21 protein-coding genes and 1 pseudogene are annotated in these 22,749 nt (G+C 66.6%); 13 read left to right on the forward strand and 9 right to left on the reverse strand.

The window, feature by feature from the left end:
- The first annotated feature begins 9 nt into the window (after positions 1–9).
- From AB4Z48_RS12585 to pip, 6 genes and pseudogenes are all read left to right on the forward strand, one after another.
- Positions 10–1,464 (forward strand): 2-hydroxymuconic semialdehyde dehydrogenase, encoded by a 1,455-nt coding sequence (locus tag AB4Z48_RS12585; RefSeq protein ID WP_441614278.1) that lies wholly within the window; start codon positions 10–12, stop codon positions 1,462–1,464.
- 62 nt (positions 1,465–1,526) lie between these two features.
- On the forward strand, positions 1,527–2,309 hold the full coding sequence (dmpE, locus tag AB4Z48_RS12590; RefSeq protein WP_441614364.1) for a 2-oxopent-4-enoate hydratase: 783 nt from the start codon (positions 1,527–1,529) through the stop codon (positions 2,307–2,309).
- Positions 2,310–2,340: 31 nt separating this feature from the next.
- Positions 2,341–3,129 (forward strand): 2-oxo-3-hexenedioate decarboxylase, encoded by a 789-nt coding sequence (gene dmpH, locus AB4Z48_RS12595; RefSeq protein ID WP_441614280.1) that lies wholly within the window; start codon positions 2,341–2,343, stop codon positions 3,127–3,129.
- A gap of 219 nt (positions 3,130–3,348) precedes the next feature.
- Positions 3,349–3,540: a 2-hydroxymuconate tautomerase gene (locus AB4Z48_RS12600; RefSeq protein ID WP_441614282.1), complete on the forward strand. Its 192-nt coding sequence runs from the start codon at positions 3,349–3,351 to the stop codon at positions 3,538–3,540.
- Between the two features lie 19 nt (positions 3,541–3,559).
- A pseudogene (locus tag AB4Z48_RS12605) lies at positions 3,560–3,739 on the forward strand (acetaldehyde dehydrogenase (acetylating)); the annotation flags it as partial.
- Positions 3,740–3,851: 112 nt separating this feature from the next.
- Complete coding sequence (pip, locus tag AB4Z48_RS12610; RefSeq protein ID WP_441614284.1) at positions 3,852–4,811, forward strand: prolyl aminopeptidase; 960 nt, start codon at positions 3,852–3,854, stop codon at positions 4,809–4,811.
- Positions 4,812–4,838: 27 nt separating this feature from the next.
- Here pip and AB4Z48_RS12615 read toward each other — a convergent pair whose 3' ends face one another.
- Both AB4Z48_RS12615 and AB4Z48_RS12620 read right to left on the reverse strand, forming a co-directional pair.
- The gene (locus AB4Z48_RS12615; RefSeq protein ID WP_441614286.1) at positions 4,839–5,825 is read right to left on the reverse strand and encodes a GlxA family transcriptional regulator; all 987 of its coding nucleotides are present in this window, start codon (positions 5,823–5,825) and stop codon (positions 4,839–4,841) included.
- A 123-nt stretch (positions 5,826–5,948) separates the two neighbouring features.
- On the reverse strand, positions 5,949–6,929 hold the full coding sequence (locus AB4Z48_RS12620; protein ID WP_441614288.1) for an aliphatic sulfonate ABC transporter substrate-binding protein: 981 nt from the start codon (positions 6,927–6,929) through the stop codon (positions 5,949–5,951).
- Between the two features lie 418 nt (positions 6,930–7,347).
- On the opposite strand from AB4Z48_RS12620, the gene AB4Z48_RS12625 reads away from it, so the two are divergent.
- From AB4Z48_RS12625 to AB4Z48_RS12635, 3 genes are read left to right on the forward strand one after another with little or no spacing between them, the layout of a single operon-like run.
- Positions 7,348–10,581, forward strand: coding sequence for an efflux RND transporter permease subunit (locus AB4Z48_RS12625; RefSeq protein WP_441614290.1), 3,234 nt, complete (start codon positions 7,348–7,350; stop codon positions 10,579–10,581).
- Positions 10,582–10,585: 4 nt separating this feature from the next.
- Positions 10,586–11,815, forward strand: coding sequence for an efflux RND transporter periplasmic adaptor subunit (locus AB4Z48_RS12630; RefSeq protein WP_441614292.1), 1,230 nt, complete (start codon positions 10,586–10,588; stop codon positions 11,813–11,815).
- Entirely contained in the window at positions 11,812–13,314 is a 1,503-nt protein-coding gene (locus AB4Z48_RS12635) for an efflux transporter outer membrane subunit (RefSeq protein WP_441614293.1), read from the forward strand. Before AB4Z48_RS12630 ends, AB4Z48_RS12635 begins: the two co-directional genes overlap by 4 nt.
- Before the next feature lie 114 nt (positions 13,315–13,428).
- Here AB4Z48_RS12635 and AB4Z48_RS12640 read toward each other — a convergent pair whose 3' ends face one another.
- Both AB4Z48_RS12640 and AB4Z48_RS12645 read right to left on the reverse strand, forming a co-directional pair.
- Positions 13,429–14,709 (reverse strand): amidase, encoded by a 1,281-nt coding sequence (locus AB4Z48_RS12640; protein ID WP_441614295.1) that lies wholly within the window; start codon positions 14,707–14,709, stop codon positions 13,429–13,431.
- Positions 14,710–14,722: 13 nt separating this feature from the next.
- Positions 14,723–15,712, reverse strand: a complete 990-nt coding sequence (locus tag AB4Z48_RS12645; RefSeq protein ID WP_441614297.1) for a tripartite tricarboxylate transporter substrate binding protein — start codon at positions 15,710–15,712, stop codon at positions 14,723–14,725.
- A gap of 134 nt (positions 15,713–15,846) precedes the next feature.
- Between AB4Z48_RS12645 and AB4Z48_RS12650 the strand changes: the two genes are divergently transcribed.
- Positions 15,847–16,770, forward strand: coding sequence for a LysR substrate-binding domain-containing protein (locus AB4Z48_RS12650; RefSeq protein WP_441614299.1), 924 nt, complete (start codon positions 15,847–15,849; stop codon positions 16,768–16,770).
- Positions 16,771–16,794: 24 nt separating this feature from the next.
- On the opposite strand, the gene AB4Z48_RS12655 is transcribed toward AB4Z48_RS12650, so the two are convergent.
- From AB4Z48_RS12655 to AB4Z48_RS12665, 3 genes are all read right to left on the reverse strand, one after another.
- Positions 16,795–17,616, reverse strand: a complete 822-nt coding sequence (locus AB4Z48_RS12655) for an anti-sigma factor family protein (RefSeq protein WP_441614301.1) — start codon at positions 17,614–17,616, stop codon at positions 16,795–16,797.
- Entirely contained in the window at positions 17,613–18,131 is a 519-nt protein-coding gene (locus AB4Z48_RS12660) for an RNA polymerase sigma factor (RefSeq protein ID WP_441614303.1), read from the reverse strand. The genes AB4Z48_RS12655 and AB4Z48_RS12660 overlap by 4 nt, the downstream gene beginning before the upstream one ends.
- Positions 18,132–18,205: 74 nt before the next feature.
- Complete coding sequence (locus AB4Z48_RS12665; protein ID WP_441614305.1) at positions 18,206–18,922, reverse strand: anti-sigma factor family protein; 717 nt, start codon at positions 18,920–18,922, stop codon at positions 18,206–18,208.
- Positions 18,923–19,075: 153 nt separating this feature from the next.
- On the opposite strand from AB4Z48_RS12665, the gene AB4Z48_RS12670 reads away from it, so the two are divergent.
- The 3 genes from AB4Z48_RS12670 to AB4Z48_RS12680 all read left to right on the forward strand — a co-directional run bounded on the left by AB4Z48_RS12670 (position 19,076) and on the right by AB4Z48_RS12680 (position 21,602).
- Positions 19,076–19,576 carry a DUF305 domain-containing protein gene (locus AB4Z48_RS12670; protein WP_441614307.1) on the forward strand — a complete coding sequence of 167 codons (501 nt, stop codon included), beginning with the start codon at positions 19,076–19,078 and terminating at the stop codon, positions 19,574–19,576.
- The gene (locus tag AB4Z48_RS12675) at positions 19,573–21,051 is read left to right on the forward strand and encodes a YncE family protein (RefSeq protein ID WP_441614309.1); all 1,479 of its coding nucleotides are present in this window, start codon (positions 19,573–19,575) and stop codon (positions 21,049–21,051) included. The genes AB4Z48_RS12670 and AB4Z48_RS12675 overlap by 4 nt, the downstream gene beginning before the upstream one ends.
- Positions 21,052–21,179: 128 nt before the next feature.
- Positions 21,180–21,602, forward strand: coding sequence for a hypothetical protein (locus tag AB4Z48_RS12680; RefSeq protein WP_441614311.1), 423 nt, complete (start codon positions 21,180–21,182; stop codon positions 21,600–21,602).
- A gap of 388 nt (positions 21,603–21,990) precedes the next feature.
- Here AB4Z48_RS12680 and AB4Z48_RS12685 read toward each other — a convergent pair whose 3' ends face one another.
- Positions 21,991–22,263: a DUF4148 domain-containing protein gene (locus AB4Z48_RS12685; protein WP_441614313.1), complete on the reverse strand. Its 273-nt coding sequence runs from the start codon at positions 22,261–22,263 to the stop codon at positions 21,991–21,993.
- Positions 22,264–22,316: 53 nt separating this feature from the next.
- The gene (locus tag AB4Z48_RS12690; protein WP_441614315.1) at positions 22,317–22,553 is read right to left on the reverse strand and encodes a hypothetical protein; all 237 of its coding nucleotides are present in this window, start codon (positions 22,551–22,553) and stop codon (positions 22,317–22,319) included.
- Positions 22,554–22,749: the final 196 nt, after the last annotated feature.

Genomic DNA, 22,749 nt, shown 5'->3' on the forward strand with positions numbered 1-22,749 from the left:
GAGACAGACATGAAAGAATTCAAGAACTTCATCAACGGCGAGTGGGTCGGCACCGCCCGCCAGTTCGACGACCGCAACCCCGTCGACAACAGCCTGATCGCCCGCGTGCACGAAGCCGGGCAGGCCGAGGTGGACGCCGCCGTGAGCGCGGCCAGGCAGGCCCTGCACGGACCGTGGGGCAGGATGACCGTGGCGCAGCGCGTGGAGTTGCTGCACGCGGTGGCCGACGGCATCAACCGCCGCTTCGACGATTTCCTGCAGGCGGAGATCGCCGACACCGGCAAGCCGCTGTCGCTGGCCAGCCATGTCGACATCCCGCGCGGCGCGGCCAATTTCAAGGTGTTTGCCGACCTCATCAAGAACGTGCCGGCGGAGAGCTTCGCCATGGCCACCCCGGACGGCGGCGAGGCCATCAACTATGCGGTGCGCGCGCCGCGCGGCGTGATCGGCGTGGTGTGCCCGTGGAACCTGCCGCTGTTGCTGATGACGTGGAAGGTCGGGCCCGCGCTGGCATGCGGCAATACCGTGGTGGTCAAGCCATCGGAGGAGACGCCAGCCACCGCCACGCTGCTGGGCGAGGTGATGAACGAAGCCGGCGTGCCGCCCGGCGTCTACAACGTGGTGCACGGTTTCGGCCCCGATTCCGCCGGCGCCTTCCTGACCGCGCACCCGGATGTAGACGGCATTACCTTCACCGGCGAGACACGCACCGGCGAGGCCATCATGAAGGCTGCCGCCAATGGCGTGCGTCCGGTCTCGTTCGAACTGGGCGGCAAGAACGCCGGCATCGTGTTCGCGGATGCGGACTTCGACAAGGCCGTCGCCGGCATCACGCGCTCGGCCTTCGAGAACAGCGGCCAGGTGTGCCTGGGCACCGAGCGGGTCTATGTGCAGCGGCCCATCTTCGCGCGCTTCGTCGCCGCGCTCAAGGCCAGGGCGGAGGGGCTGAAGCTGGGCAAGCCGGGCGACGACGGCGTGAACATGGGGCCGCTGGTGTCGCTGGAGCATCAGGCCAAGGTGCTGTCGTACTACCGCAAGGCGGCGCAGGCCGGCGCCACCGTGGTCACCGGCGGTGGCGTGCCGCCGATGCCGGGCGCGCTGGCCGAAGGCGCCTGGGTGCAGCCGACCATCTGGACCGGCCTGCCCGAGGACGCGGCGGTGATCCGCGAGGAGATCTTCGGGCCCTGCTGCCATATCGCGCCCTTCGATACGGAAGAGGAGGTCGTGCGGCTCGCCAACGATACGCCCTATGGCCTGGCCGCGACCGTGTGGACCAGCGACCTCGGCACCGCCCACCGCATGGGCCGTGCGCTGGACGTGGGCATCTGCTGGATCAACGCCTGGTTCCTGCGCGACCTGCGCACGGCCTTCGGCGGCGCCAAGCAATCCGGCATTGGCCGCGAGGGCGGGGTGCATTCGCTGGAGTTCTATACCGAACTGCGCAATATCTGCGTGAAGCTGTGAGGCTGGCCATGGGCAACGAGACAAACGCGACAAACGCGACAAACGAGATGGACGTGACGAGCATCACGCGAGAACAGATCCGCGAGATCGGCGCGAGCCTGCACCAGGCACTGGTCGCGCGCGCGCCGCTGGCTCCGCTGACCGCGACCTGGCCAGGCCTGTCCATCGACGACGCCTACCGCATCCAGCTGGCCATGGTGCAGCACCGGATCGATGCCGGCGAGCGGGTGGTCGGCAAGAAGATCGGCGTGACCAGCCGCGTGGTGATGGACATGCTCGACGTGCGCCAGCCGGATTTCGGCCACTTGCTGTCCGGCATGGTCCACGGCGACGGCGCGGCGATCGCCGCCGACACGCTGATCGCGCCCAAGGCCGAAGGCGAGATCGCCTTCGTGCTCAAGGAAGACCTGGCCGGGCCGGGCGTGACCAATGCCGACGTGCTGCGCGCCACCGCCTACGTGCTGCCGTGTTTCGAGATCGTCGATTCGCGCATCCGCGACTGGAAGATCCGCATCCAGGACACCGTGGCGGACAACGCCTCGTCGGGCGTGTTCGTGCTCGGCGATGCGGCGGTGGACCCGCGCGGGCTCGACTTGGGCACCGTGGGCATGACGCTGGAGAAGAACGGCGAGATCGTTGCCACCGGCGCGGGTGCGGCCGCGCTGGGCCACCCGGCCAATGCGGTGGCGTGGCTGGCGAACACGCTCGGGCGGCTCGGCATTGGCCTGAAGAAGGGCGAGGTGATCCTGTCCGGCTCGCTGGCCGCGATGGTGCCGGTCAAGGCCGGCGACCAGCTGCGCATCAGCCTCGGCGGCATCGGCTCGGCCGGCGTGCGCTTCGTGTGAATCCCGTCTATCCGCTGCACAGGAGCTAGCCATGAACCTGACCCAAGACACCATCCTCCAGCTCGCCGAGTTCCTGGAGAACGCCGAACTCACGCGCGAGCCGGTGCGCAAGATCACCGATACCCATCCCGACATGGACTGGGACGACGCCTACGCCATCCAGGACGCGATCCGCGCCCGCAAGCAAGCGCGCGGCACCCGCATCGCTGGCCTCAAGATGGGCCTGACCTCGTTTGCCAAGATGCGCCAGATGGGCGTGACCGAACCGGTCTACGGCTTCCTGACCGACTACGGCGCCTGCATGGATGGCGGCGCCATCGACACCGCCGCGCTGATCCATCCCAAGGTGGAGGCGGAGATCGCGTTCGTGCTCAAGCATCCGCTGCGTGGCCCGGGCTGCCATATCGGCGACGTGCTGGCGGCCACGGACTTCGTGCTGCCGGCGGTGGAGGTGATCGACTCGCGCTACGAGCAGTTCCGTTTCGATCTCAAGAGCGTGATTGCGGACAACACCTCGTCCGCGCGCTTCGTCACCGGCGGCACGCACCGCGGTGCCGACGGGCTGGACCTGAAGAACCTCGGCGTGGTGCTGGAGAAGAACGGCGAGGTGGTGGCCACCGCGGCCGGCGCGGCGGTGCTGGGCCATCCGGCCAGCAGCGTGGCGATGCTGGCCAATATGCTGGGCGCGCGCGGGCGCGAGCTGCCGGCCGGCACCTTCATCATGACCGGCGGCGTGACCGAGGCCGTCGCGGTGGCGGCGGGCGACAGCATCACGGTGCGCTACCAGCACCTGGGCACGGTTTCGATGCGCTTCGTCTGAGCACGCCGCCAGCAGGTGGCTGGCCGAGCGCGAGGGCTACAGCAACGGCACCCACTGTTACGATGTCATGCTGGCCGAACTAGGCCTGCCGCACGGCATGGCAAGCCCGCGCCGAGTGCGCGGGGCCTGGCGGCACCTTATACGCAATCGATCGACCCAAGCCAGGTCAAGCCAACCCAACCCAAACCAAACCAGACCAAACCAGACTGGAGAAACACCATGCCCATCATGCAAGTCTTCCTGATCGAAGGCAGGACCGAAGAGCAGAAGGCGCGCCTCATCCGCGCGCTCACCGACGCCGCGGTGGAATCGATCGGCGCGCCGGTCGAGACCGTGCGCGTGATGATCACCGAGGTGCCGAACACGCAGTTCGGCATCGGCGGCAAGACCGCGAAGGCACTGGGCCGCTGAGGCGGCGGGGAGAACCGGCATGGACATGAGAACGAGCGGCAGGCACAAGGTGGCCATCATCGGCTCGGGCAATATCGGCACCGACCTCATGATCAAGGTGATGCGCCAGGCCAGGCACCTGGAGATGGGCGCCATGGTCGGCATCGACGCGGCTTCGGACGGGCTGGCGCGTGCCGCCCGCCTGGGCGTGCCCACTACCGAGCCGGTCCGGAGCTGGCCCGGAGTTGACCCGGAGTTGACCCGGCGCTGACCCGAAGCAGGCCCGGAGCAGACTACAATCCGTGCAGATACCTGCCTTCCCGGAAACCGCCATGACCGCACTGCGCACGCTCTATCCGCCCATCGAACCCTACGCGAGCGGCACGCTCGATGTCGGCGATGGCCACGTCATCTATTACGAGCGGGTAGGCACGCCGGGCGGCAAGCCGGCGCTCTTCCTGCATGGCGGGCCCGGCGGCGGCATCTCGGCCGAGCATCGCCGGCTGTTCGACCCCGCGCGCTACGATGTGCTGCTGTTCGACCAGCGCGGCTGCGGCCGCTCGACCCCGCATGCCGGCCTCGAGGCCAATACCACCTGGCACCTCGTCGAGGATATCGAGCGCCTGCGCCGGCTGACCGGTGCCGAGCAATGGCTGGTGTTCGGCGGCTCCTGGGGCTCGACGCTGGCGCTGGCCTATGCGCAGCGCCACCCGGAGCGGGTCAGCGAGCTGGTGCTGCGCGGCATCTATACCCTGAGCAAGGCGGAACTGGCCTGGTACTACCAGTTTGGCGTCTCGGAGATGTTCCCGGAAAAGTGGGCGCGCTTCCAGGCGCTCGTGCCGGAGGCCGGGCGCGGCGACATGCTGGGCGCCTACCGCAAGCTGCTGACCGGCAGCGATACCGCGAAGCAGCTGGAGGCCGCGGTGGCGTGGAGCCTGTGGGAGGGCGAGACCATCACGCTGCTGCCGGACGCCGCCTTCTCGGCCACGCACGGCGACGCGCATTTTGCCCTGGCCTTCGCCCGCATCGAGACACACTATTTCGTCCACGGCGGCTGGCTGGAGGAGGGACAGTTGCTGCGCGACGCGCACCGGCTCGCCGGCATTCCCGGCGTGATCGTGCATGGCCGCTACGACATGCCCTGCCCGGCACGCTACGCCTACGCGCTGCACCAGGCCTGGCCCACAGCCGATTTCCACCTGATCGAAGGCGCTGGCCATGCATGGTCCGAGCCTGGCATCCTCGACCAGCTACTCGCCGCCACGGACCGGTTCGCGGCGAATCACGGCTAGGCCTGTCGCCCGGCCCCGGCGCGCCGGTCAGGCCGGGGCGGGCTCCGCTTCCGTGCGGCTCATGCGCCGGATCGCCTGCGGCGGCTGGCCGAAGGCGCGCAGGAATGCGCGCCGCATGCGTTCGCGGTCGCCGAAGCCGGTGTCCCTTGCCACCACGTCGATCGGATGCCGGCCCGACTCCATCATCAGCCGCGCGGCTTCGACGCGCAGGTGCTCCACCGCCTTGGCCGGCGTCTGCCCGGTCTCTTCGCGGAAAGCCCGGCTGAACTGGCGCGGGCTCAGGTGCGCGGCCTGCGCCAGTTGTTCCACCGAGAGTTCCGCATGCAGGTTCTGCCGGGCGAAGTCCAGCGCCAGCTGGATGCGGTCCGACTTGGGCTCCAGCTCGAGCAGCGCCGAGAACTGCGATTGCCCGCCCGCGCGGCGGTGATAGACCACCAGCTTGCGCGCCACCTGGCGCGCGACCTCGGCGCCCGCATCCTTTTCCACCAGCGCTAGCGCCAGGTCGATGCAGGCCGTCATGCCCGCGGAAGTCCAGACCGGGCCGTCGATGATGAAGATGCGGTCTTCCTCCAGCTTCACCTTGGGATGGGCGCGCCGCAGGTGGCTGGCGAAGAACCAGTGGGTGGTGGCGCGGCGGCCGTCGAGCAGGCCGGCCTCGGCGAGGTTGAAGGCGCCCGTGCAGGTGGCGCCGATGCGGCGCGAGGATTGCGCCGCCTTTTGCAGGAAGCTGACCATGCCGGGGCTGGTGGGCAGGATTTCGTTGTCGCCCACCACCAGGATCGTGTCGAAAGGCGTGTCGTCGAACGGCTTCGTGGTGACGGCGAAGCCGCCCGAGGTGAGCACGGGGCCGCCGTGCTCCGAGAGCAGCGAGAGCGCGTARAGCGGGCGGCCGGCGGTGAGGTTGGCGAACTCGAGCACCGAGCTGACCGCCAGGTTCATGGCCTGGAAGCCGTCGTAGACGACGATGCCGATGCGCAGCGCAGCAGGCTCGGCCTGCCCGGTCTTGGGTGGCATGGAAGGTTGCATCCGGTAGATTGATGCCAACCGACTATACGCCAGATCCGGGATGCCCACCGGCCGGCGCCGGAAGTGGCGCGCGCGGCGCCGGCGGCAAGGCTTGGCGCGGACCCAGGCCGCTCAGGCCCTTTTCCAGACCGGCGAATCCGCCACCACCACCTTGCGCGGCAGGATCTTCTGGCTGGCAAATGCATCGGCGATCCGCTGCTGCTCTTCCAGCGATGCGGCGTCGACGGTCTGGACCTGGTAAGTCCGCCGCCGGTTGGCCGCTTCCACCGTGGCCGCGTCCAGCCCGATCAGCGGCGCATGCCATTGCGCCGCGGCTGCGGGGTTCTGCTTGATCCATTCGCCGGCGCGGCGCAGTTCGTCGTAGACCGCCGCTAGCACTTCCGGGTGCTTCTGGGCGTATGGCGTGGCGGCCAGATAGAAGCGCCGGTAGCTCGCCAGGCCCTTGCCGTCGCGCAGGATGCGCGCGCTGGCCTGGCGCTGCACGGCGGCCAGGAACGGATCCCAGATCACCCAGGCGGCCACGCTGCCGCGCTCGAAGGCGGCGCGCGCGTCGGCCGGGCTGAGGTAAGCCGGCTCGATGTCGCGGATCGACAGGCCCGCGCTGGCCAGGGCCTCGAGCAGCAGGTAGTGTGCGCCGGCACCCTTGGCGAAGGCGATGCGCTGTCCCTTGAGCTGGGCGATTTCCCTGATCGGCGAATCCTGGCGCACCACGATGGCCTGCGCCTCGGGCGACGGGGTCTCGATCGCGTAGTAGGTCAGGCTGGCGCCGGCGGCCAGGGCGAAGGGCGGCACCGCGTCGGCCACGTCGGCGCTGAGGTCCAGGTTGCCGACATTGAGCGACTCCAGCAGCGGCAGCCCGGAGGTGAATTCGTACCACTGCACCGTTGCGCCGAGCGGCGCCAGCGCCTTTTCCAGCGTCTCGCGCGATTTCAGCAGGATCATCAGCGTGGAGGATTTCTGGTAGCCGATGCGCAGCGTGTGCTTTTGCGCTTGCGCGCGGGCCGGCTGCGCCAAGCCGAGCAGGGCAGCCGCCCCGGCCGCGAGCACGCTGCTGACCACCGTGCGCCGCTGTTTGTCGAGTTCTTGCGCCATTGCCGTTCCTGCATTGTCCGTCGATAAGCGCAGAAGGGTAGGCGAGCGCCGGCCGGCAGGGAACGAATAATGCCGCAGTTGCTTATGCGTCCGGCAGGGCGGGTGAGGGGGTAATGTCCATGCATTCGCGCACCCGATAAATGTCTGCGTGAATGTATTTGCACTGCGCGCAACACCTTTGAAAGCGGCCATCGGCGTTTGCCAGCGAAGGCCTGCCGCGCCGCAAACGCCGTGCTATATTCGTCCACTGTCGACGCAATGAGCGCATCTGCGGGCTCGGGCAAACGTCCTCGCCACCGCATGCCGCCCGCGCGCCCTGGTCCGGTGGCGGTGTCGACGATCTGCAGCGATCCTGCCGTTCTTTCCGTCGTTCATTCCGTCGTTCTTTCCGTCGTCCTTTCCACAAGAGACCCGCCTCGTGTCCATGGTCCAGCTGGCGCTGCGTCGCCCGTACACTTTTATCGTGATGGCGATGCTGATCGTGCTCGCCACGCCCTTCGCGCTGCTGAAGATGCCGACCGACATCTTTCCGGAAATCAACATCCCGGTCATCAGCATCATCTGGAACTACAACGGCCTGTCGCCCCAGGAGATGGGCCAGCGCATCTCGGCGCAGAACGAGCGCAGCCTGACCACTACCGTCTCCGACATCGAGCACATCGAGTCGACGTCGCTCAACGGCGTGGCGATCATCAAGATCTTCTTCCAGCCCACCGCCAACATCCAGACGGCGATCGCGCAGGTGGTGGCGGTGGAGCAGTCGCAGCTGCGGCAGCTGCCGCCCGGCATCACGCCGCCGCTGGTGATCAAGTACTCGGCCTCGAGCATCCCGGTGGTGCAGCTCGGCCTGTCCAGCCCCACGCTGCCGGAGCAGTCGCTGTTCGACGCCGCCGTGAACCTGCTGCGCCCGCAGCTCATCACCATCCCCGGCGTGGCGGTGCCGTTCCCGTACGGCGGCAAGAGCCGGCTGGTGTCGGTGGACCTCGACATGCAGGCGCTGCAGGCGCGCGGCCTCGCGCCGGCCGACGTGGTCAACGCGGTCAACCTGCAGAACCTGATCCTGCCGTCGGGCACGGCCAAGCTCGGCGAGACCGAGTTCAACGTCAAGATGAACGGCTCGCCCGACGCGATCGCCGGCCTCAACGACCTGCCGGTGCGCACCATCGGCAACAACACCACCTACCTGCGCGACGTGGCCTACGTGCGCGACGGCTTCTCGCCGCAGACCAATATCGTGCGCCAGGACGGCCAGCGCGGCGTGCTGCTGTCGTTGCTCAAGAACGGCGAGGCCTCCACGCTGGACATCGTCAGCAACCTGCGCGCGCTGCTGCCCCGCGCGCAGCAGATCCTGCCGCCGGACGTGAAGGTCACGCCGTTGTTCGACCAGTCGGTGTTCGTGAAGGCCGCCGTCAAGGGCGTGGTGTTCGAGGCGCTGATCGCCGCCGGCCTGACCGCCGCCATGGTGCTGCTGTTCCTCGGCAACTGGCGCAGCACGCTGATCATCGCGCTGACCATTCCGCTGTCGATCCTGGCGTCGGTGCTGATGCTGCACGCGCTCGGCGAAACCCTGAACCTGATGACGCTGGGGGGCCTGGCGCTCTCGGTCGGTATCCTGGTGGACCAGGCCATCGTCACCATCGAGAACATCGAGCGGCACCTGCACCTGGGCAAGCCGCTGCTGGAGGCCATCGACACCGGCGCCGGAGAAATCGGGGTGGCGGCGTTCGTGTCCACGCTGTGCATCTGCATCGTGTTCGTGCCGATGTTCTTCCTCGAGGGCGTCGCGCGCTTCCTGTTCGTGCCGCTGGCCGAGGCCGTGGTGTTCGCCATGGCGGCCTCCTATATCCTGTCGCGCACGCTGGTGCCGACGCTGGTGATGCTGCTGATGGGCGGCGCGCACACGCAGGGCGGCGACGGCAAGCCCAGCTTGCTGCAGCGGCTGTACCGCGGGTTCGACCGCCGCTTCGAGAACGTGCGGCGCGTCTACACGCTGGCGCTGTCGGCGCAGCTGGCCAACCGCAAGCGCTTCGCCACCGTGTTCCTGGGCTTCTGCGTGCTGTCGTGCGCGCTGATCCCGTTCCTCGGGCGCGACTTCTTCCCGACCGTGGACGCCGGCCAGATCCGCCTGCACATGCGCATGCCGACCGGCACCCGCATCGAGGAGACCGCGCGCGTGGCCGACAAGGTGGAGGCGGCCATCCGCGAGATGATCCCGCCCGCCGAGCTGGAGACCATCCTCGACAACCTGGGCGTGCCCAATAGCGGCATCAACCTGTCCTACAGCAATGCCGGCACCATCGGCACGCTCGACGGCGAGATCCTGATGTCGCTGCGGGAGGGCCACCGGCCCACCGAGGAGTACGTCTCGCTGTTGCGCGCCGAGCTGCCCAGGCGCTTCCCCGGCGTGGAGTTCTTCTTCCAGCCGGCCGATATCGTCACGCAGATCCTGAACTTCGGGCTGCCGGCGGCCATCGACGTGCAGTTCACGGGCAACAACCTGCAGGCCAACGCCCAGCTCGCCGGCGAGCTGGTCAAGCAGATCCGCCAGATCCCCGGCGCCGTCGACGCGCACGTGCACCAGCGCAACGACTATCCCGCCATCAACCTGGACATGGACCGCACGCGCCTGCAGCAGCTCGGGCTGTCGGCGCAGAACGTCGGGCAGAACGTGCTGATCTCGCTGTCCGGCAGCTCGCAGACCGCGCCGGCGTTCTGGCTCAATCCGGGCAACGGCATCGTCTACAGCGTGGCGGTGCAGACGCCGCAGTACAAGATCGACTCGCTCGACACGCTGCTCAACCTGCCGGTGGGCGCCGCCGCGAATGCCGCGAGCCCCGCGGCCCCCGCGAACGCCGCCACCAGCCCGGGTGGCTCGCAACTGCTGGGCAACCTGGTGCAGGCCTCCACGTCGCGCCAGCCGGCGGTGGTGTCGCGCTACAACATCCTGCCGGCGATCGACATCTACGTGAGCGTGCAGGGCACCGACCTCGCCACCGTGGCGGGCAAGGTGCAGAAACTCGTGGACCAGATGCAGGGCAAGCTGCCGCGCGGCTCGCAGCTCGTGGTGCGCGGGCAGGTGCAGACCATGCAGTCGTCGTTCATCGGCCTCGGTGTCGGGCTGGCGATGGCGATCGTGCTGGTGTACCTGCTGGTGGTGGTGAACTTCCAGTCGTGGATCGACGCGGCGGTCATCGTCGCGGCGCTGCCCGCGGCGCTGGCCGGCATCGCCTGGATGCTGTTCATCACCGGCACCACGCTGAGCGTGCCCGCGCTGACCGGTGCGATCATGACGATGGGCGTGGCCACCGCCAACAGTATCTTGCTGGTGTCGTTCGCGCGGCAGCGGCTCGACGAGGGCGTGCCGCCGCTGTCGGCCGCGCTGGAGGCGGGCGCCACCCGCATCCGCCCGGTGCTGATGACGGCGCTGGCCATGATCATCGGCATGATCCCGATGGCGCTGGGCCTGGGCGAGGGCGCCGAGCAGAACGCGCCGCTGGGCCGCGCGGTGATCGGCGGGCTGCTGTTCGCCACCGTGTCGACACTGTTCTTCGTACCGGTGGTGTTCGCCGCCGTGCACCGCTGGCTGGCCGGGCGCAAGGCGCACCGGGGCGGGGCGCATCCGCCGCTGGCTCCCACACATCAAGAGGGTTGAGGCAATGACCGAACAACGCCATGCAGAGCTGGGCCTGCACATGGGCGATGCCGGCGGGGACGATCCGCACGAGCATTTGAAGCGCCGCGAGGTGGCGCGGCGCACGCGTATCGCGGCGCTGGTGGTGCTGGCGCTGCTGGCGGTGGGCGCCGGGCGCACGCTGATCAGCCGCTATGCCGACGCCAAGGCCCTGCGCGCGGGCACCGAAGAGCGCGCCAGGCAGTACGTGCTGACCGCGTTGCCGCAGGCCGGCAGCAGCCAGTCGCTGGCGCTGCCCGGTACGCTGCAGGGTTTCGTGCAGGCGCCCATCGCCGCGCGCGCCAACGGCTATGTGAAGCGCTGGACCAAGGACATCGGCGCGCATGTGGAGAAGGGCGAACTGCTGGCCGAGGTCGAGACACCCGAGATCGACCAGCAGCTCAGCCAGGCCATCGCCGCGCGCGAGCAGGCCGCGTCCAGCCTGGCGCTGGCGCGCAGCACGGTAGAGCGCTGGGAGGGGCTGCGCAAGAAGGACGTGGTGTCGCAGCAGGAACTCGACGAGCGCCGCAGCGCGGTCACGCAAGGCGTGGCCAACGTGGCCGCGGCCGATGCCAACGTGCAGCGCCTGCGCCAGCTCGAAGGCTTCAAGCGCGTGGTGGCGCCGTTCGCCGGCATCATCACCCGCCGCAGCGTTGACGTGGGCGACCTGATCGATGGCAACCGCCAATTGTTCCTGCTCTCGCAGACCGACCCGCTGCGCGTCTACGTGAACGTGCCGCAAAGCTATGCCAATCTCGTCAAGGCAGGGCAGGAAGTGGTGGTGACGCAGGCGGAGCTGCGTGGCCAGGCCTTCAAGGGGCAGGTGGCGCGCACCGCTGCGTCGATCGACGCCGCCACGCGGACCATGCAGGTGGAGGTCACGCTGCCCAACCGCGACGGCGTGCTGCTGCCCGGGGCCTACGTCACGGTCTCGCTGCCGCTCAAGAGCAGCCAGGCGTTGCAGGCGCCGAGCAACACGTTGCTGTTCCGCGCCGAGGGCACGCGCGTGGCCGTGGTCGACGCGCAGGGCAAGGTGACGCTGCGCCCGGTCACGCTGGGCCGCTACTACGGCGCCACCGTGGAGGTCCTCGACGGCGTGGGCGCACAGGACCGCCTGGTACTGAACCCGTCGGACTCGATCGCCGACGGCGACCGCGTGGCGCTGGCGCCGGCGTCACCGGCCTCCGCGCCCGCCGCCACGGAGGCCAGGCGATGAGGCTGCGGCGCAGCGCGCAAGCGATCGCACCGGCCGTGGCGCTGGCCGCCTTGCTCGGCGGCTGCGCGGCCGGGCCCGATTACCGCAAGCCCGAGGCCGACATGCCGGCGGCATGGAAGCTCGAGCCGCCGTGGCGCGAAAGCACGCCGGGCGACAGCGTGGCCAAGGGCAACTGGTGGGAGCGCTTCGGCGATCCGCGCCTGGACGCGCTGGAGCGCCAGGCGCTGGCCGCCAGCCCGACGCTCGCCGCCGCCAACGCGCGCCTGCTGCAGGCGCGCGCGCAGGCCAATGCCGCCAACGCCGGGCTGTTCCCGCAGATCGGCATCAATGCGCGCGAGCAGCGCGCGCGGATCTCGGCCAACCGGCCGCTGACCAACTACGCCGCGCCGAACTACTCGACGGTGCAGAACGACTTCACGGCCTCGTTCACCGTCGGCTACGAGCTTGACCTGGCCGGCCGCGTGCGGCGCACGATCGAGAGCGCACAGGCATCGGCGCAGCAGTCGCTCGCCGATTTCGAGAACGTGCGATTGCTGCTGACCACGGATCTCGCCGCCAACTACTACAACCTGCGCGCACTCGACGTAGAGGTCGACGTGCTGCGCCGCTCGATCGCGCTGCAGCGGCGCGCGCTGGACCTGGTCAATGCGCGCCACGACCTGGGCGCCGCGTCGGGCCTGGACCTGGCGCAGCAGCAGGCGCTGCTCGACGCCACGCTCACGCAGGTGGACGTGCTCGCGCGCCAGCGCGGCCAGTTCGAGCACGCCATCGCCACGCTGACCGGCACGCCCGCGCCGCTGTTCACGCTGGCGCCGGAGGGGGCCGAGCTGGTGCCGCCGGCGGTGCCGCTCGGCGTGCCGTCCGACGTGCTGGAGCGCCGCCCCGACGTGGCTTCGGCCGAGCGCGCGATGGCGGCCGCCAATGCGCAGATCGGCGTGGCGAAGTCAGCGTTCTATCCCAGCGTGATCCTGGGCTCGGCCATCGGCACGGAGACGCGATCGTTCGGCTCGCTGTTCGACCTGCCGAGCCTGGTGTGGTCGCTTGGGGCGTCGGCGGCGGTGACGCTGTTCGACGGCGGCAAGCTGCGGTCCAACCTGGACTTCGCGCGTGCTGGCTATGACGGCACGGTGGCCAACTACCGCCGCGTGGTGCTGACCGCGATGCAGGAAGTGGAGGACGGCATCACGGGCCTCGCCGCGCTGTCGCGCGCCAACGACCAGCAGCAGCGCGCCGTGGGCAGCGCCAGCAAGGTGCTCGACATGGCCACGGCCCGCTACGACGGCGGCGCCACCGGCTACCTGGACGTGATCACGGCCCAGCAGGGTTTGCTGGGCGCCGAGCGCACCGCCGTCCAGTTGCGGGGGCAGCAGATGCTGACCGCAGTGTTCCTGGTGAAGGCGCTGGGCGGGGACTGGGGCGGGGCGTCGACGCTGGCCGATGGCGGGAAGTCCGGCGGAAAGACTGGCGGGCAGGCTGGCGGGCAGGTGGCCAGCAAGTAGCCGCGCGGGCCGCTGCTGCGGGTCATGGCGCGCAGCGGCGGATGCCTGTCCAGCAAGAAGCTTGTTTGGTTACTTCGCTGGGCGGCCCAAGGCGCGCTCTCCTACCCCCTTCGCTTACTGATCGTAGCCTGCAATGCGCGCCAGGGCGCTTGCAACCGCGAGCAGGCGTGCGTCATCCGCATAGCGTCCGATCAGTTGGGCTCCAATTGGCAGCCCGGCGGGGCCAGTCCCTATGCGCAATGAAACCGTGGGCAGGTGCAGCGCTGTCCAGAGTGCGCCGAAACGTGGCGAGCCCGAGTCTGCCAGGCCCAGCTCGGCTTCGCCGTCCGCGGCGGGGTAGAGCAGCACGTCGAGATCGCCGAACATGGCATCGGCTTGTCGGGTGCCGGCGTGCATGCGGCTTCGTATTTGCAGGTAGGCCTCTGTGCTCACGGTCTCCCCACCGGCCAGGCGCGTTTGCAGGCGCGCACTGAGCTGCTCGTGATGTTGCGTACGTTCATGGGCGAGCGATTGCCTGGCCTCGTAGGCGAACATGCTGCTCTGCAGATCGATCAAGGCTTCCAGTTCCTGCGGCAGCCTGCAGCGCAGCACGCTTGCGCCGGCCCGCTCGGCGCGGGCGGCGATCGCGTCGAGGGCGGCGTGCGTTTCGGGGCTGGCATGCTGCCACTGACTCGACAGGCACACGCCAATGCGCGGCCTCAACCCCGGTTGTTCGACGGCGCGTGCCTGCGCCGGGCCAAGGCAGAAGAAGGCGGCGTCGGCGACGGTGCGGGTCAGCAGGCCCACCGTGTCCTGGGTATGGCTGAGGGTCTTCACGCCGGCACTACTGATGAGGCCGAAAGTCGGCTTGTAGCCGACCACGCCGCAGTACGCTGCCGGGCGGGTGATCGACCCGGTAGTCTGCGTACCGAACGCGACCGGCACCATGAAATCCGCGACGGCGGCTGCGGAACCGCTGGACGAGCCGCCCGGCGTGCGTTCCAGGTCGAGGGGGTTGCGCGTTGCGCTCGGCGTCTGCGTGGCGAATTCGCTGGTGGCAACCTTCCCAAGTATGACGGCACCGGCTTCATGCGCAGACGCAACGCAGCCGGCGTCTGCTGCAGGGCGATGCCCGGCATAGATCGCTGCCGAGCCGTAGGCCGTGTCGTAGCCGACGGTATCGATGATGTCCTTGACGGCGACAGGAATGCCGCGCAGCGGGCCACCCGGGCGGCGATCCGCCGCACGCGCCTGGGAGAGAGCCAGATCGGCATTGACGGCGACGAAGGCCTGCACCGCGCCGTTGCGTTCCTGTATGCGCTCGAGGCAGGCATGCGTCAGCGTTTCGGCGGTAAGGTTGCCTCGCTCGATCCGGGTGGCCGCCTCAAGGGCGGTGAGACGATTGGGGGCGCGCATGAGCTGGATGCTCCTAGTTTAAGGTGATGCCGGCATTGCGGATGACAGCCGCCCAGCGATCATGTTCCTTGCCCACGAAGACGGCAAAGGCTTCGGGCGTATCGCCGACGGGCTCCGCGCCCTGGGCCAGCAGTTGCTCGCGTGTCTTGGGATCTTTCAGGATGCGGACAACTTCCGCATTGATGCGGCTGACCACTTGTTTGGGCACGCCGGCTGGCGCAAACATGCCGAACCAGCCTTCCACCACGTAGCCGGGCAGGCCCGACTCGGAAATCGTGGGAACGTCGGGCAGCAGAGGCGATTTCCGCGCCGAGGTCACGCCGAGGGCAATGAGCTTGCCGGAGCGGATATGCGGCAGGCATAGCGGGAGGTTGCAGAACATCATTTGCACGCGCCCGGCGAGCAGATCGGTCAGCGCAGGGGCACCGCCCTTGTAAGGCACGTGAAGGATATCGGTCTTCGACATGGACTTGAATAATTCGGCCGACAGGTGCTGGCTGCCACCGGCGCCTCCCGAGGCATAGCTGTATTGCTGCCTGTGCAGCAGTGCCAGCAGTTCCTTGACTGAGCGCGCGGGAACGCTAGGCGGAACCACAAGCACATTGGGCACGCTGGCCACATTGACCACCGGCACGAAGTCGCGTTGGGGGTCGAACTTGAGGTTGGTGTGGAGGCTGGCATTGATCGCGTTGGTGCTGGCCGCGCCAAAGAGCAGCGTGTAGCCGTCGCGCTCCGCCGCGGCAACATAGCCTGTGCCGATGTTGCCGTCGGCGCCCGCCCGGTTGTCAACCACGACAGGCTGGCCCCAGGCCTCACTGAGCCTGGTTGCAATGATGCGCGCCAGGGTGTCGGTCACGCTGCCAGCGCCGAACGGCACAACCATATGGATCGGCTTGACCGGGTATTGCGAATGTTGTGCCATGGCGGGCAAAGGCAGGAGGGCGCTGAAGCACACTGCGGCGATACTTCCCGCCAGGGTACGGAACAGGGCTTTGGGATTCATGTTGGAGTTCCTATGGGCAAGAATCGCGGGGCTTTGAAGGGGATATCGAAGGCAATCTTATGCTGGTCTATTCGATAGATCAAATATAATATTCCAGAGTATTCATTCATTTTTATGTATCAATGGCTCTCTCGTTGCACGCGTTGCGCCTCTTTGTTGTGGTGGCCGAGGAACTGCATTTCGGACGTGCCGCGGCGCGGCTCCATATGGCACAGCCGCCTTTGAGCCAGCAAATCCGACAACTGGAAGCCAACGTTGGTGCGGACCTGTTTGCGCGAACGACGCGGTCGGTCCAGTTGACGGAGGCGGGCAGGGTGCTCTTCGACCGGGCAAGGCAACTGCTGGCCGATGCGGACGCCGCCGGGCAGGCAGTGCTCAGGGCAGCGCATGGCGAGACGGGACGGATCTCGCTGGGATTTACAAGTACCGCCGCGTACCGCCTCTTGCCACGCATACTGTCTGCGTACCGCAGCGCCTATCCTGCCGTCGCATTCGACTTCACGGAGGCAACGTCAGCCGAGCAGTGGGATGCCTTGCGCGCCGGCAAACTCGACGTGGCGCTGCTGCGCCTGTCCACACCGACGGTGGAAGCGGATTTCGATGCGTTCGAAGCCGATCGTGAGCCGATGTTGCTGGCGTTGCCACTCGGGCATCCGCTCGCCGCAGACGCCACGGTGGCGCCAGCGGCGCTGGATCGCCTTCCGATGGTTGGATTCAGCGCGGTCGGCTCAGCCTATTTTCGCGACCTGAGCCAGAAGATCTATCATGCGGCCGGCGTGCAGCCACGCATCGATCAGGAGAGCGTACTCCCGACCATGCTCGCCCTGGTCGAGGCCGGGCTTGGCGCCGCGCTGGTGCCCGCATCGGCTGCGGAAATGCGCTCGGCACGCGTGACATACCGGCCGTTGCAAGCGGCAAAGTCCAGGCGCGGCGGCACCGTCGATGCCGTGTTGCACTGTGCACGCCCGCATGCCAGCACCAACATGGCCGCGCTCGCATTTGTCAGGCTGCTTGCCACGATGAGCGCGTCGTCGGCTCCTGCAGGCCAGGCCGGATGAACGGAGGGAGCGCAGCCTGCTCGACTATTCATTCTTTCCAGGTGTCAGTTGGGCATAGACATCGTGCGAGATGTCGAGCAGCACCGTGTGATCGATTCCGCCGCTGACGGCATAGCCGAAGTCACCGTCCAGCCAGTAGAAGACATTGACCGGTCCGTCCTGGTACAGCTGGAACGCGGTGGTGTTCGCGCTCGTGGTCCGGTGGGATATGTAGAGGGTGATCCGTTCGCCCTTGGCGTTGCGATACATGAATTGTGCAACGCCCCCACCGGCATCGGGCAGCAAACGGCCGCCGACGAGTTCGAAGCCGACCCGTGTCAGCACCGGCGGGTGCACGTTGGTGCCGAGTCGGTTTGCCAGCCATTGCACAAAATCCTGCTCACGATCGGAACCGATCTCGGCCGGGCGGACAACGTCGGGCATGTAGACCACATGTGCCACGGCCGCATTGCGTGCAAGTCCGTCCTGGCCCTGCAGGCTGCCGATCGGCTCATTGCTCGCGAGTTGACCCGTCATGCGCGGCATCATCTGACTCCCGACACCGAGTGCAATGCCCAGCACCAGCGTGGCGGCGATACCCGCAAAGCGAGGCCAGTTGGCCGCTTCGCCCCGGCCCGGGTGCCTTGCAGATGATGGCTGAAGGCGTTTGGGCACCGGCTCGGCCAGGACCCTGTCATAGCGCTCGTGGAGCAGACTGTTCAGCGAGAAATAGTCACTGATCCTTGCCGCGAGGGCCGGGTCCTGCTCCAGGGCTCGCTCAACCTGGGCGCGGCGCTCTTCCGACAGCGCCCCGTCGGCGTAGGCATGAAGATCGTCTTCGGAAATGGAAATCCGTTGTTCGCTCATTGCACCACCCTGAGTCTTGCGCTGGATTGCGAGCCCGCCATCAGTGCCCGCAACCGTTCCCGGCCACGCGACAGGCGGGACATCACGGTGCCAATCGGGACATCAAGCGCAATCGCTACATCGGCGTAGCTCATTTCCTCCAGACCCACCAGGAGGACGACTTCACGCTGTTCCACAGGCAGGCGCTGCAACGCGTAGTCGAGATCGCGAATTTCCAGCGAGCGCATTTGCTCCGGGGGCACTGCGTATTCGCCCTCATCCACGGAATCATCGTCGACCGATACGTGCACCACGCGCTCGGAGGCCCGGCGAATCTGGTTGATAAAAAGATTATGCATAATTGAGAACAGCCAGGCGCGCAAGTCAGAACCTGGACGGAACTGCTCGGTTCGGCCCAACGCGCGTTCCAGCGTGTCTTGTACAAGGTCGTCGGCCAGGTCGTGATTGTGGATCAATGCCCTGGCATACCTGCGCATCCGTGGCACATGCTCGACCAACTCATCCTGGATTTTCATGGCCCGCTCCAGTCGGGAACTGTCGTTGCCGAGGCGATCCCATCTCACTCTAGTCCTTGTCGATGCGCTCGACGTCAGCGCGAAGTCATGAGATCGGCCGCCTGCATCAAGCGCGGGGTATTGGCGCTACCGGCGAGCACGTAGTGAGTGGTACCGGTCTTCCAGGTCAGCAAACGAACATCGCCAACCCGGCGTGCGGACCAATGTGGCGTTGCCGGATCAAAAGGCAGGGCGCGGGCCTCCAGCAGGACGATACGCCGCTGATTCGGGCCTTCATAGACCGATTGAAGCACTTCAGACACCGGCCCGATGCGAACCGGCTTTCGACTCATAAGACTGAATCCGACCGAATTCAGGTCGGGCGAGGGCCTGCCTCCGGCCATGTCGATCGCACTGGGATAAGCAGGTGCACTTATTGCCTCGACCAGTGCAAGTACCGCCACACTGTCCAGCTCCTTGTTCGACGCGCTTGCGCCAGCCAGCCACCCGCCCACTGCCGCCAGCAGCACCAGGCCGGATACGAGCATGCGGGCAACCCTGCGGGTGTACCTCACGGGCCGCTTGCTGGCCGAGCGAGAATCAGCTTCCCGCGCAACGTCGTGATGAGAATACGATTGTTTGATCTGCTCGTTGAGGCGCATGTAGAAGGCAATCCTGCCAGCTTCGCTGGGGTAGCCTTCAAGATACCTGTGGAGGCTGGCGGCCTTGCCGGGGGGCAGGAGACCATCGGCATGCGCCTGGATATCGACTTCCGAGAGCCGTTCGGTGTCGGGGGCGTTGTCAAGGTGCATGGCAGCGTGCCGTAGTTAGTCAAGGGGTCTTGATTCGTAAACACGCTGGCTTCGCTTTTATTCCCGTTGGTCTCGCGGCGTCATTTGCATATTCTCCTAAGATATTGATGCCGCTCCGAGTGGCGGCTCCTGCGAGGGGTTGCCGAAATGACTATGTCCGCTGCCAGAATCGCGTCAAGCCTTGTGGCGATGGGGTGGCTGACGCTTGCCATCCATGCAATGCCGGCTCGCGCGGCCGGCAGCACGGCGGACGACGAGGGGGAGCGCGCGTTCCTGGCCGAAAACGGCGCGGCCATGACCGCCATGATGAGGCACATGGAAATCACGCCGAGCGGCAATATCGATCGGGACTTTGTCTCCACGATGGCGCCACACCACCAGGGTGCGATCGATATGGCGCAGGCCTATCTGCGCTTTGGCCACAATGAGCAACTGCGTCGTCTGGCGCAGGAGATCATCGTTGAGCAGCAGCAGGAGATCCTTGCCATGCGTCTGGCGGTAGGGCTGCCGCTACCGCCCCCGGTTGCGGCCCCCACCGACATCGGCAGGCCGACCGGCATATCAGTGCCTGTGGAGGAAGCGCACCGTGAAGGCGGTGAGCGCGTCTTGCCCGTGCATGGCCACCAACCAGAGCAGTCGCAGGAGTCAAGATGAAATTCGAATCGCTCCTTGTCCTCGTCCTGACGGTCAGTGCCCTGGCGGCGGCGGCACCGTCATTGGCTGGGCAGGCCCCCGTATCCCAGTCCGAACCGGATATCCCTGTCAGCCACCGTGACCGCCTCTATGCCGCCGAGCAATTTTCGAACACGGTTTCCGTGGTGGACCCGGTCGATCATCGTCTGCTTGGCCTGATCCGGCTCGGGGATCCTTCGCCCGGAAATTTCAGTCCGCTCTACCGTGGACAGGTGCTGGTACATGGCATGGGCTTCTCACCAGACCATCGGACCCTGGCCATTGTCTCCATCGGTTCAAATTCGGTGACGTTCATCGATACGCAAACCAATGCGGTCAAGCACGCTACCTACGTCGGCAGGGCGCCGCATGAGGCGTTCTACACGCCAGACGGCAGCGAGGTCTGGGTTACCGTGCGCGGAGAAAACTATGTTGCGGTTCTCGATGCCAAAACCTTCGAAGAGAAGACCCGTATTGTCGTGCCCGCCGGACCTGGCATGCAGATCTTCTCGCCCGATGGCAAGTACGGCTACGTGTGCTCTTCATTCAATCCGGAAACCGAGGTGATCTCATTGGCCGAGCACAAGATCGTGGGTGCGGTGAAGCAGGACAGCCCGTTTTGTCCGAATATCGCCGCCACGCCGGACGGCAGGCAGGTCTGGTTCACACTCAAGGATACTGGAAGGGTTCAGGTCTTTGACGCACGTCCTCCATTCGCCCGCATCAAGAGCTTCGAAACCGGTCCCCTCACAAACCACGTGAACTTCGCGCGCAATGCCAAGGGCAGTTTTGCCTACGTGACTGTGGGCGGGTTGAATCAGGTAAAGGTCTTTCGTACCGATGATTTTTCACAGGTGGCTACCATTCCAACGGGGAGCCTGCCTCACGGCATCTGGCCCTCGGGCGATGGCAGCCGCATGTATGTGGGTCTGGAAAATGCCGATGCCATCGCTGCCATCGACACGCTGAGCAACAAGGTGATCGCGACGGTTCCGGTAGGCCAGGCACCGCAGGCGATTGCATATGTACCGAACGCAGTGACGCAAGGGGATGGAACGCAGAACCTGGAGCCGCTTGGCATTGCCGGGCAGGCAAGCCACCTGACGCTATTGGCGCCGAACAAGGGGCAGCCGGGCGGGAAGGCAGCCGCCGCGAGCAGCATTACGTTATTCGACCAGGGGTTGGTGCAGGTGCTGCAGGCGGCGGTGACCGGCCTTCAGCCGAGGCAACCTTATGTATTGGCGCTTGCGAACAAAGCTGACGGCGGTGGGCCGCTCGAGCCGCTTGCCGTGTTCATGACGAATCCGGCCGGCGCGGCCATCGTCAATACCATCGGGCCGATCCGGCAGGTCGTTGCGCCGGGAACAAGCGCCGCAGAGGACATGCGCCGCTACCTCGTGGTAGCCCCGCAGATCTCGGGAAAGCCTGGCGCTCCGGTTCAGGTGCAGGCTCCCTGATCGCGGCGGGACCACCGGGTGGCATCAGCAGCTGTGGGTGACACGCGGTGGTTGTCGCGAGTCATCCGCAGCGCTGCAAGGATTGCTGTCATTCCAGTCTGGCGAGTGATTGAGGCCCGTTGTCAGGCATGGGTTCCGTCGATGTAGGGATCGGCAGCGCTTGCGGGAGAAATAGACGTGCCCGTGCGATCCATGCCTGCAAGGGTTCGAGCGGCGTCGATACGATCATTCAGCGCCGAATTTCAGGCACCATCGGTGAATGCGTCACGCTGTCCGATGCGGGCGCCATCGGTGAATGCGTCGCGCTGTCCGATGCGGGCACCATCGGTGAATGCGTCACGCTGTCCGATGCGGGTGCCATCGGTGAATGCGTCACGCTGTCCGATGCGGGCGCCATCGGTGAATGCGTCACGCTGTCCGATGCGAGCGCCATCGGCATAGACGTCGCGGGGCGAATTGACAGCCGCACCGGCGGCTTGGGAAGCAAGGGCGGCGGCTGTGGCAATCAGCAGGGCAGCGCCGGAGATGTGGCCGAGGCGTTTCATGAGTAGCTCCTTGGGGCATGGATGGAAAAGCTTCAACGACCGGATCCGTGCGGCCTGCAGGAGCCGCGCCATGTTGCGATCGTTACTACCGTATACGCGCCGTTATCGCGAAATATTCCCGACGTCAGACTAAAAGTTTGAGTCGGTTTCATGGATGCCTGGTGTGCATCCGATGTGCGAAGTGAGCGGACACGGCGAGCGGGTATCCCGGTTGCAGTCGCCAAAGTGATGGAAGCTCGGCGTGACAACCCCGCGTCCAGGTTGATTTCCGTGGGCATCGCGCGCGCTATCAAACGCTACCAGTGGATTGAAGCCGCCGCATTCACTAATGTCCCCTTCCGGGGCCATTGTGAACGAGGCAGCCGAGGATCCGCGCTCTTCGAGGCAAAGCACGTTACCGCGAGGGCGCCTGCGACACCAACGCTGCGCCGGTATTTCCCTGGTGCGTTTTTGCTAGTTGCTGTAGTGCCGTTTGCAGATCGGCCGGATATTTGCCTTCTCTGCTTGGCTCGTATCCCAGGGCCGCCAGTTCCTGGACTTCACGGAGCAAATCCGCTCGCGTGACGTTAGGGGCTGTGACTTGTGCGTACTGCGCGAACACTGGAGTGGCAATGAGGGCCGTTACCGAGATGACTGCTGCACAGACAATACGAATAGGGTCTTTCATGATGACGTTCCTTCACAAGATGTTTGCTATCGCGCGCTGAAAGCCGCCGGTGCTCAGTTGCGGGCCCCGTCCGTATAGCCATCCCTCGAACTGATCCGCGCACCATCGGAAAACACGTCACGTTGTCCAACGCGCGCGCCATCCGTGAAGACATCGCGCTGGCCAATACGCGTGCCGTCGGTATAGACGTCGCGAGGCGAAGTGACTGCGGCAACGGCGGCCTGCGAGGCGAAGGTGGTAACGGTGGCAATCAGCAGGGCAGCACCGGAAATTTGACTGAGGCGTTTCATGATCGACTCCTTGGCGAACGATTACAGAGATGACAGTTCAACGACCGGACCTGCGAGGCTTTATGTGCAGCGCCATGTTGCGATCGTTACTGCGTATACGCCGCGAGATCGCGGAGCATTCCCGATGCAGGATTGAAATTTCAAATTGGCGCCATAGTGCCGCGCCGCGCAGCGCACGGGCCACCACGCGAGGCTG

It is taken from the genome of Cupriavidus sp. 2TAF22 (assembly GCF_052115045.1).
In the GTDB taxonomy this organism is placed as follows: Bacteria; Pseudomonadota; Gammaproteobacteria; order Burkholderiales; family Burkholderiaceae; genus Cupriavidus.

Bases quoted from the DNA above. Each gene is read 5' to 3' on its own strand.
- AB4Z48_RS12690 (WP_441614315.1), bottom strand. From the start codon at position 22,553: ATGAAACGCCTCAGTCAAATTTCCGGTGCTGCCCTGCTGATTGCCACC.
- AB4Z48_RS12585 (WP_441614278.1), top strand. From the start codon at position 10: ATGAAAGAATTCAAGAACTTCATCAACGGCGAGTGGGTCGGCACCGCC.
- AB4Z48_RS12655 (WP_441614301.1), bottom strand. From the start codon at position 17,616: ATGAGCGAACAACGGATTTCCATTTCCGAAGACGATCTTCATGCCTAC.
- AB4Z48_RS12670 (WP_441614307.1), top strand. From the start codon at position 19,076: ATGTCCGCTGCCAGAATCGCGTCAAGCCTTGTGGCGATGGGGTGGCTG.
- AB4Z48_RS12665 (WP_441614305.1), bottom strand. From the start codon at position 18,922: ATGCACCTTGACAACGCCCCCGACACCGAACGGCTCTCGGAAGTCGAT.
- AB4Z48_RS12685 (WP_441614313.1), bottom strand. From the start codon at position 22,263: ATGAAAGACCCTATTCGTATTGTCTGTGCAGCAGTCATCTCGGTAACG.
- AB4Z48_RS12640 (WP_441614295.1), bottom strand. From the start codon at position 14,709: ATGCGCGCCCCCAATCGTCTCACCGCCCTTGAGGCGGCCACCCGGATC.
- AB4Z48_RS12680 (WP_441614311.1), top strand. From the start codon at position 21,180: ATGGGTTCCGTCGATGTAGGGATCGGCAGCGCTTGCGGGAGAAATAGA.
- AB4Z48_RS12675 (WP_441614309.1), top strand. From the start codon at position 19,573: ATGAAATTCGAATCGCTCCTTGTCCTCGTCCTGACGGTCAGTGCCCTG.
- AB4Z48_RS12660 (WP_441614303.1), bottom strand. From the start codon at position 18,131: ATGAAAATCCAGGATGAGTTGGTCGAGCATGTGCCACGGATGCGCAGG.
- AB4Z48_RS12635 (WP_441614293.1), top strand. From the start codon at position 11,812: ATGAGGCTGCGGCGCAGCGCGCAAGCGATCGCACCGGCCGTGGCGCTG.
- AB4Z48_RS12600 (WP_441614282.1), top strand. From the start codon at position 3,349: ATGCCCATCATGCAAGTCTTCCTGATCGAAGGCAGGACCGAAGAGCAG.
- AB4Z48_RS12630 (WP_441614292.1), top strand. From the start codon at position 10,586: ATGACCGAACAACGCCATGCAGAGCTGGGCCTGCACATGGGCGATGCC.
- AB4Z48_RS12620 (WP_441614288.1), bottom strand. From the start codon at position 6,929: ATGGCGCAAGAACTCGACAAACAGCGGCGCACGGTGGTCAGCAGCGTG.
- dmpH (WP_441614280.1), top strand. From the start codon at position 2,341: ATGAACCTGACCCAAGACACCATCCTCCAGCTCGCCGAGTTCCTGGAG.
- AB4Z48_RS12645 (WP_441614297.1), bottom strand. From the start codon at position 15,712: ATGAATCCCAAAGCCCTGTTCCGTACCCTGGCGGGAAGTATCGCCGCA.
- pip (WP_441614284.1), top strand. From the start codon at position 3,852: ATGACCGCACTGCGCACGCTCTATCCGCCCATCGAACCCTACGCGAGC.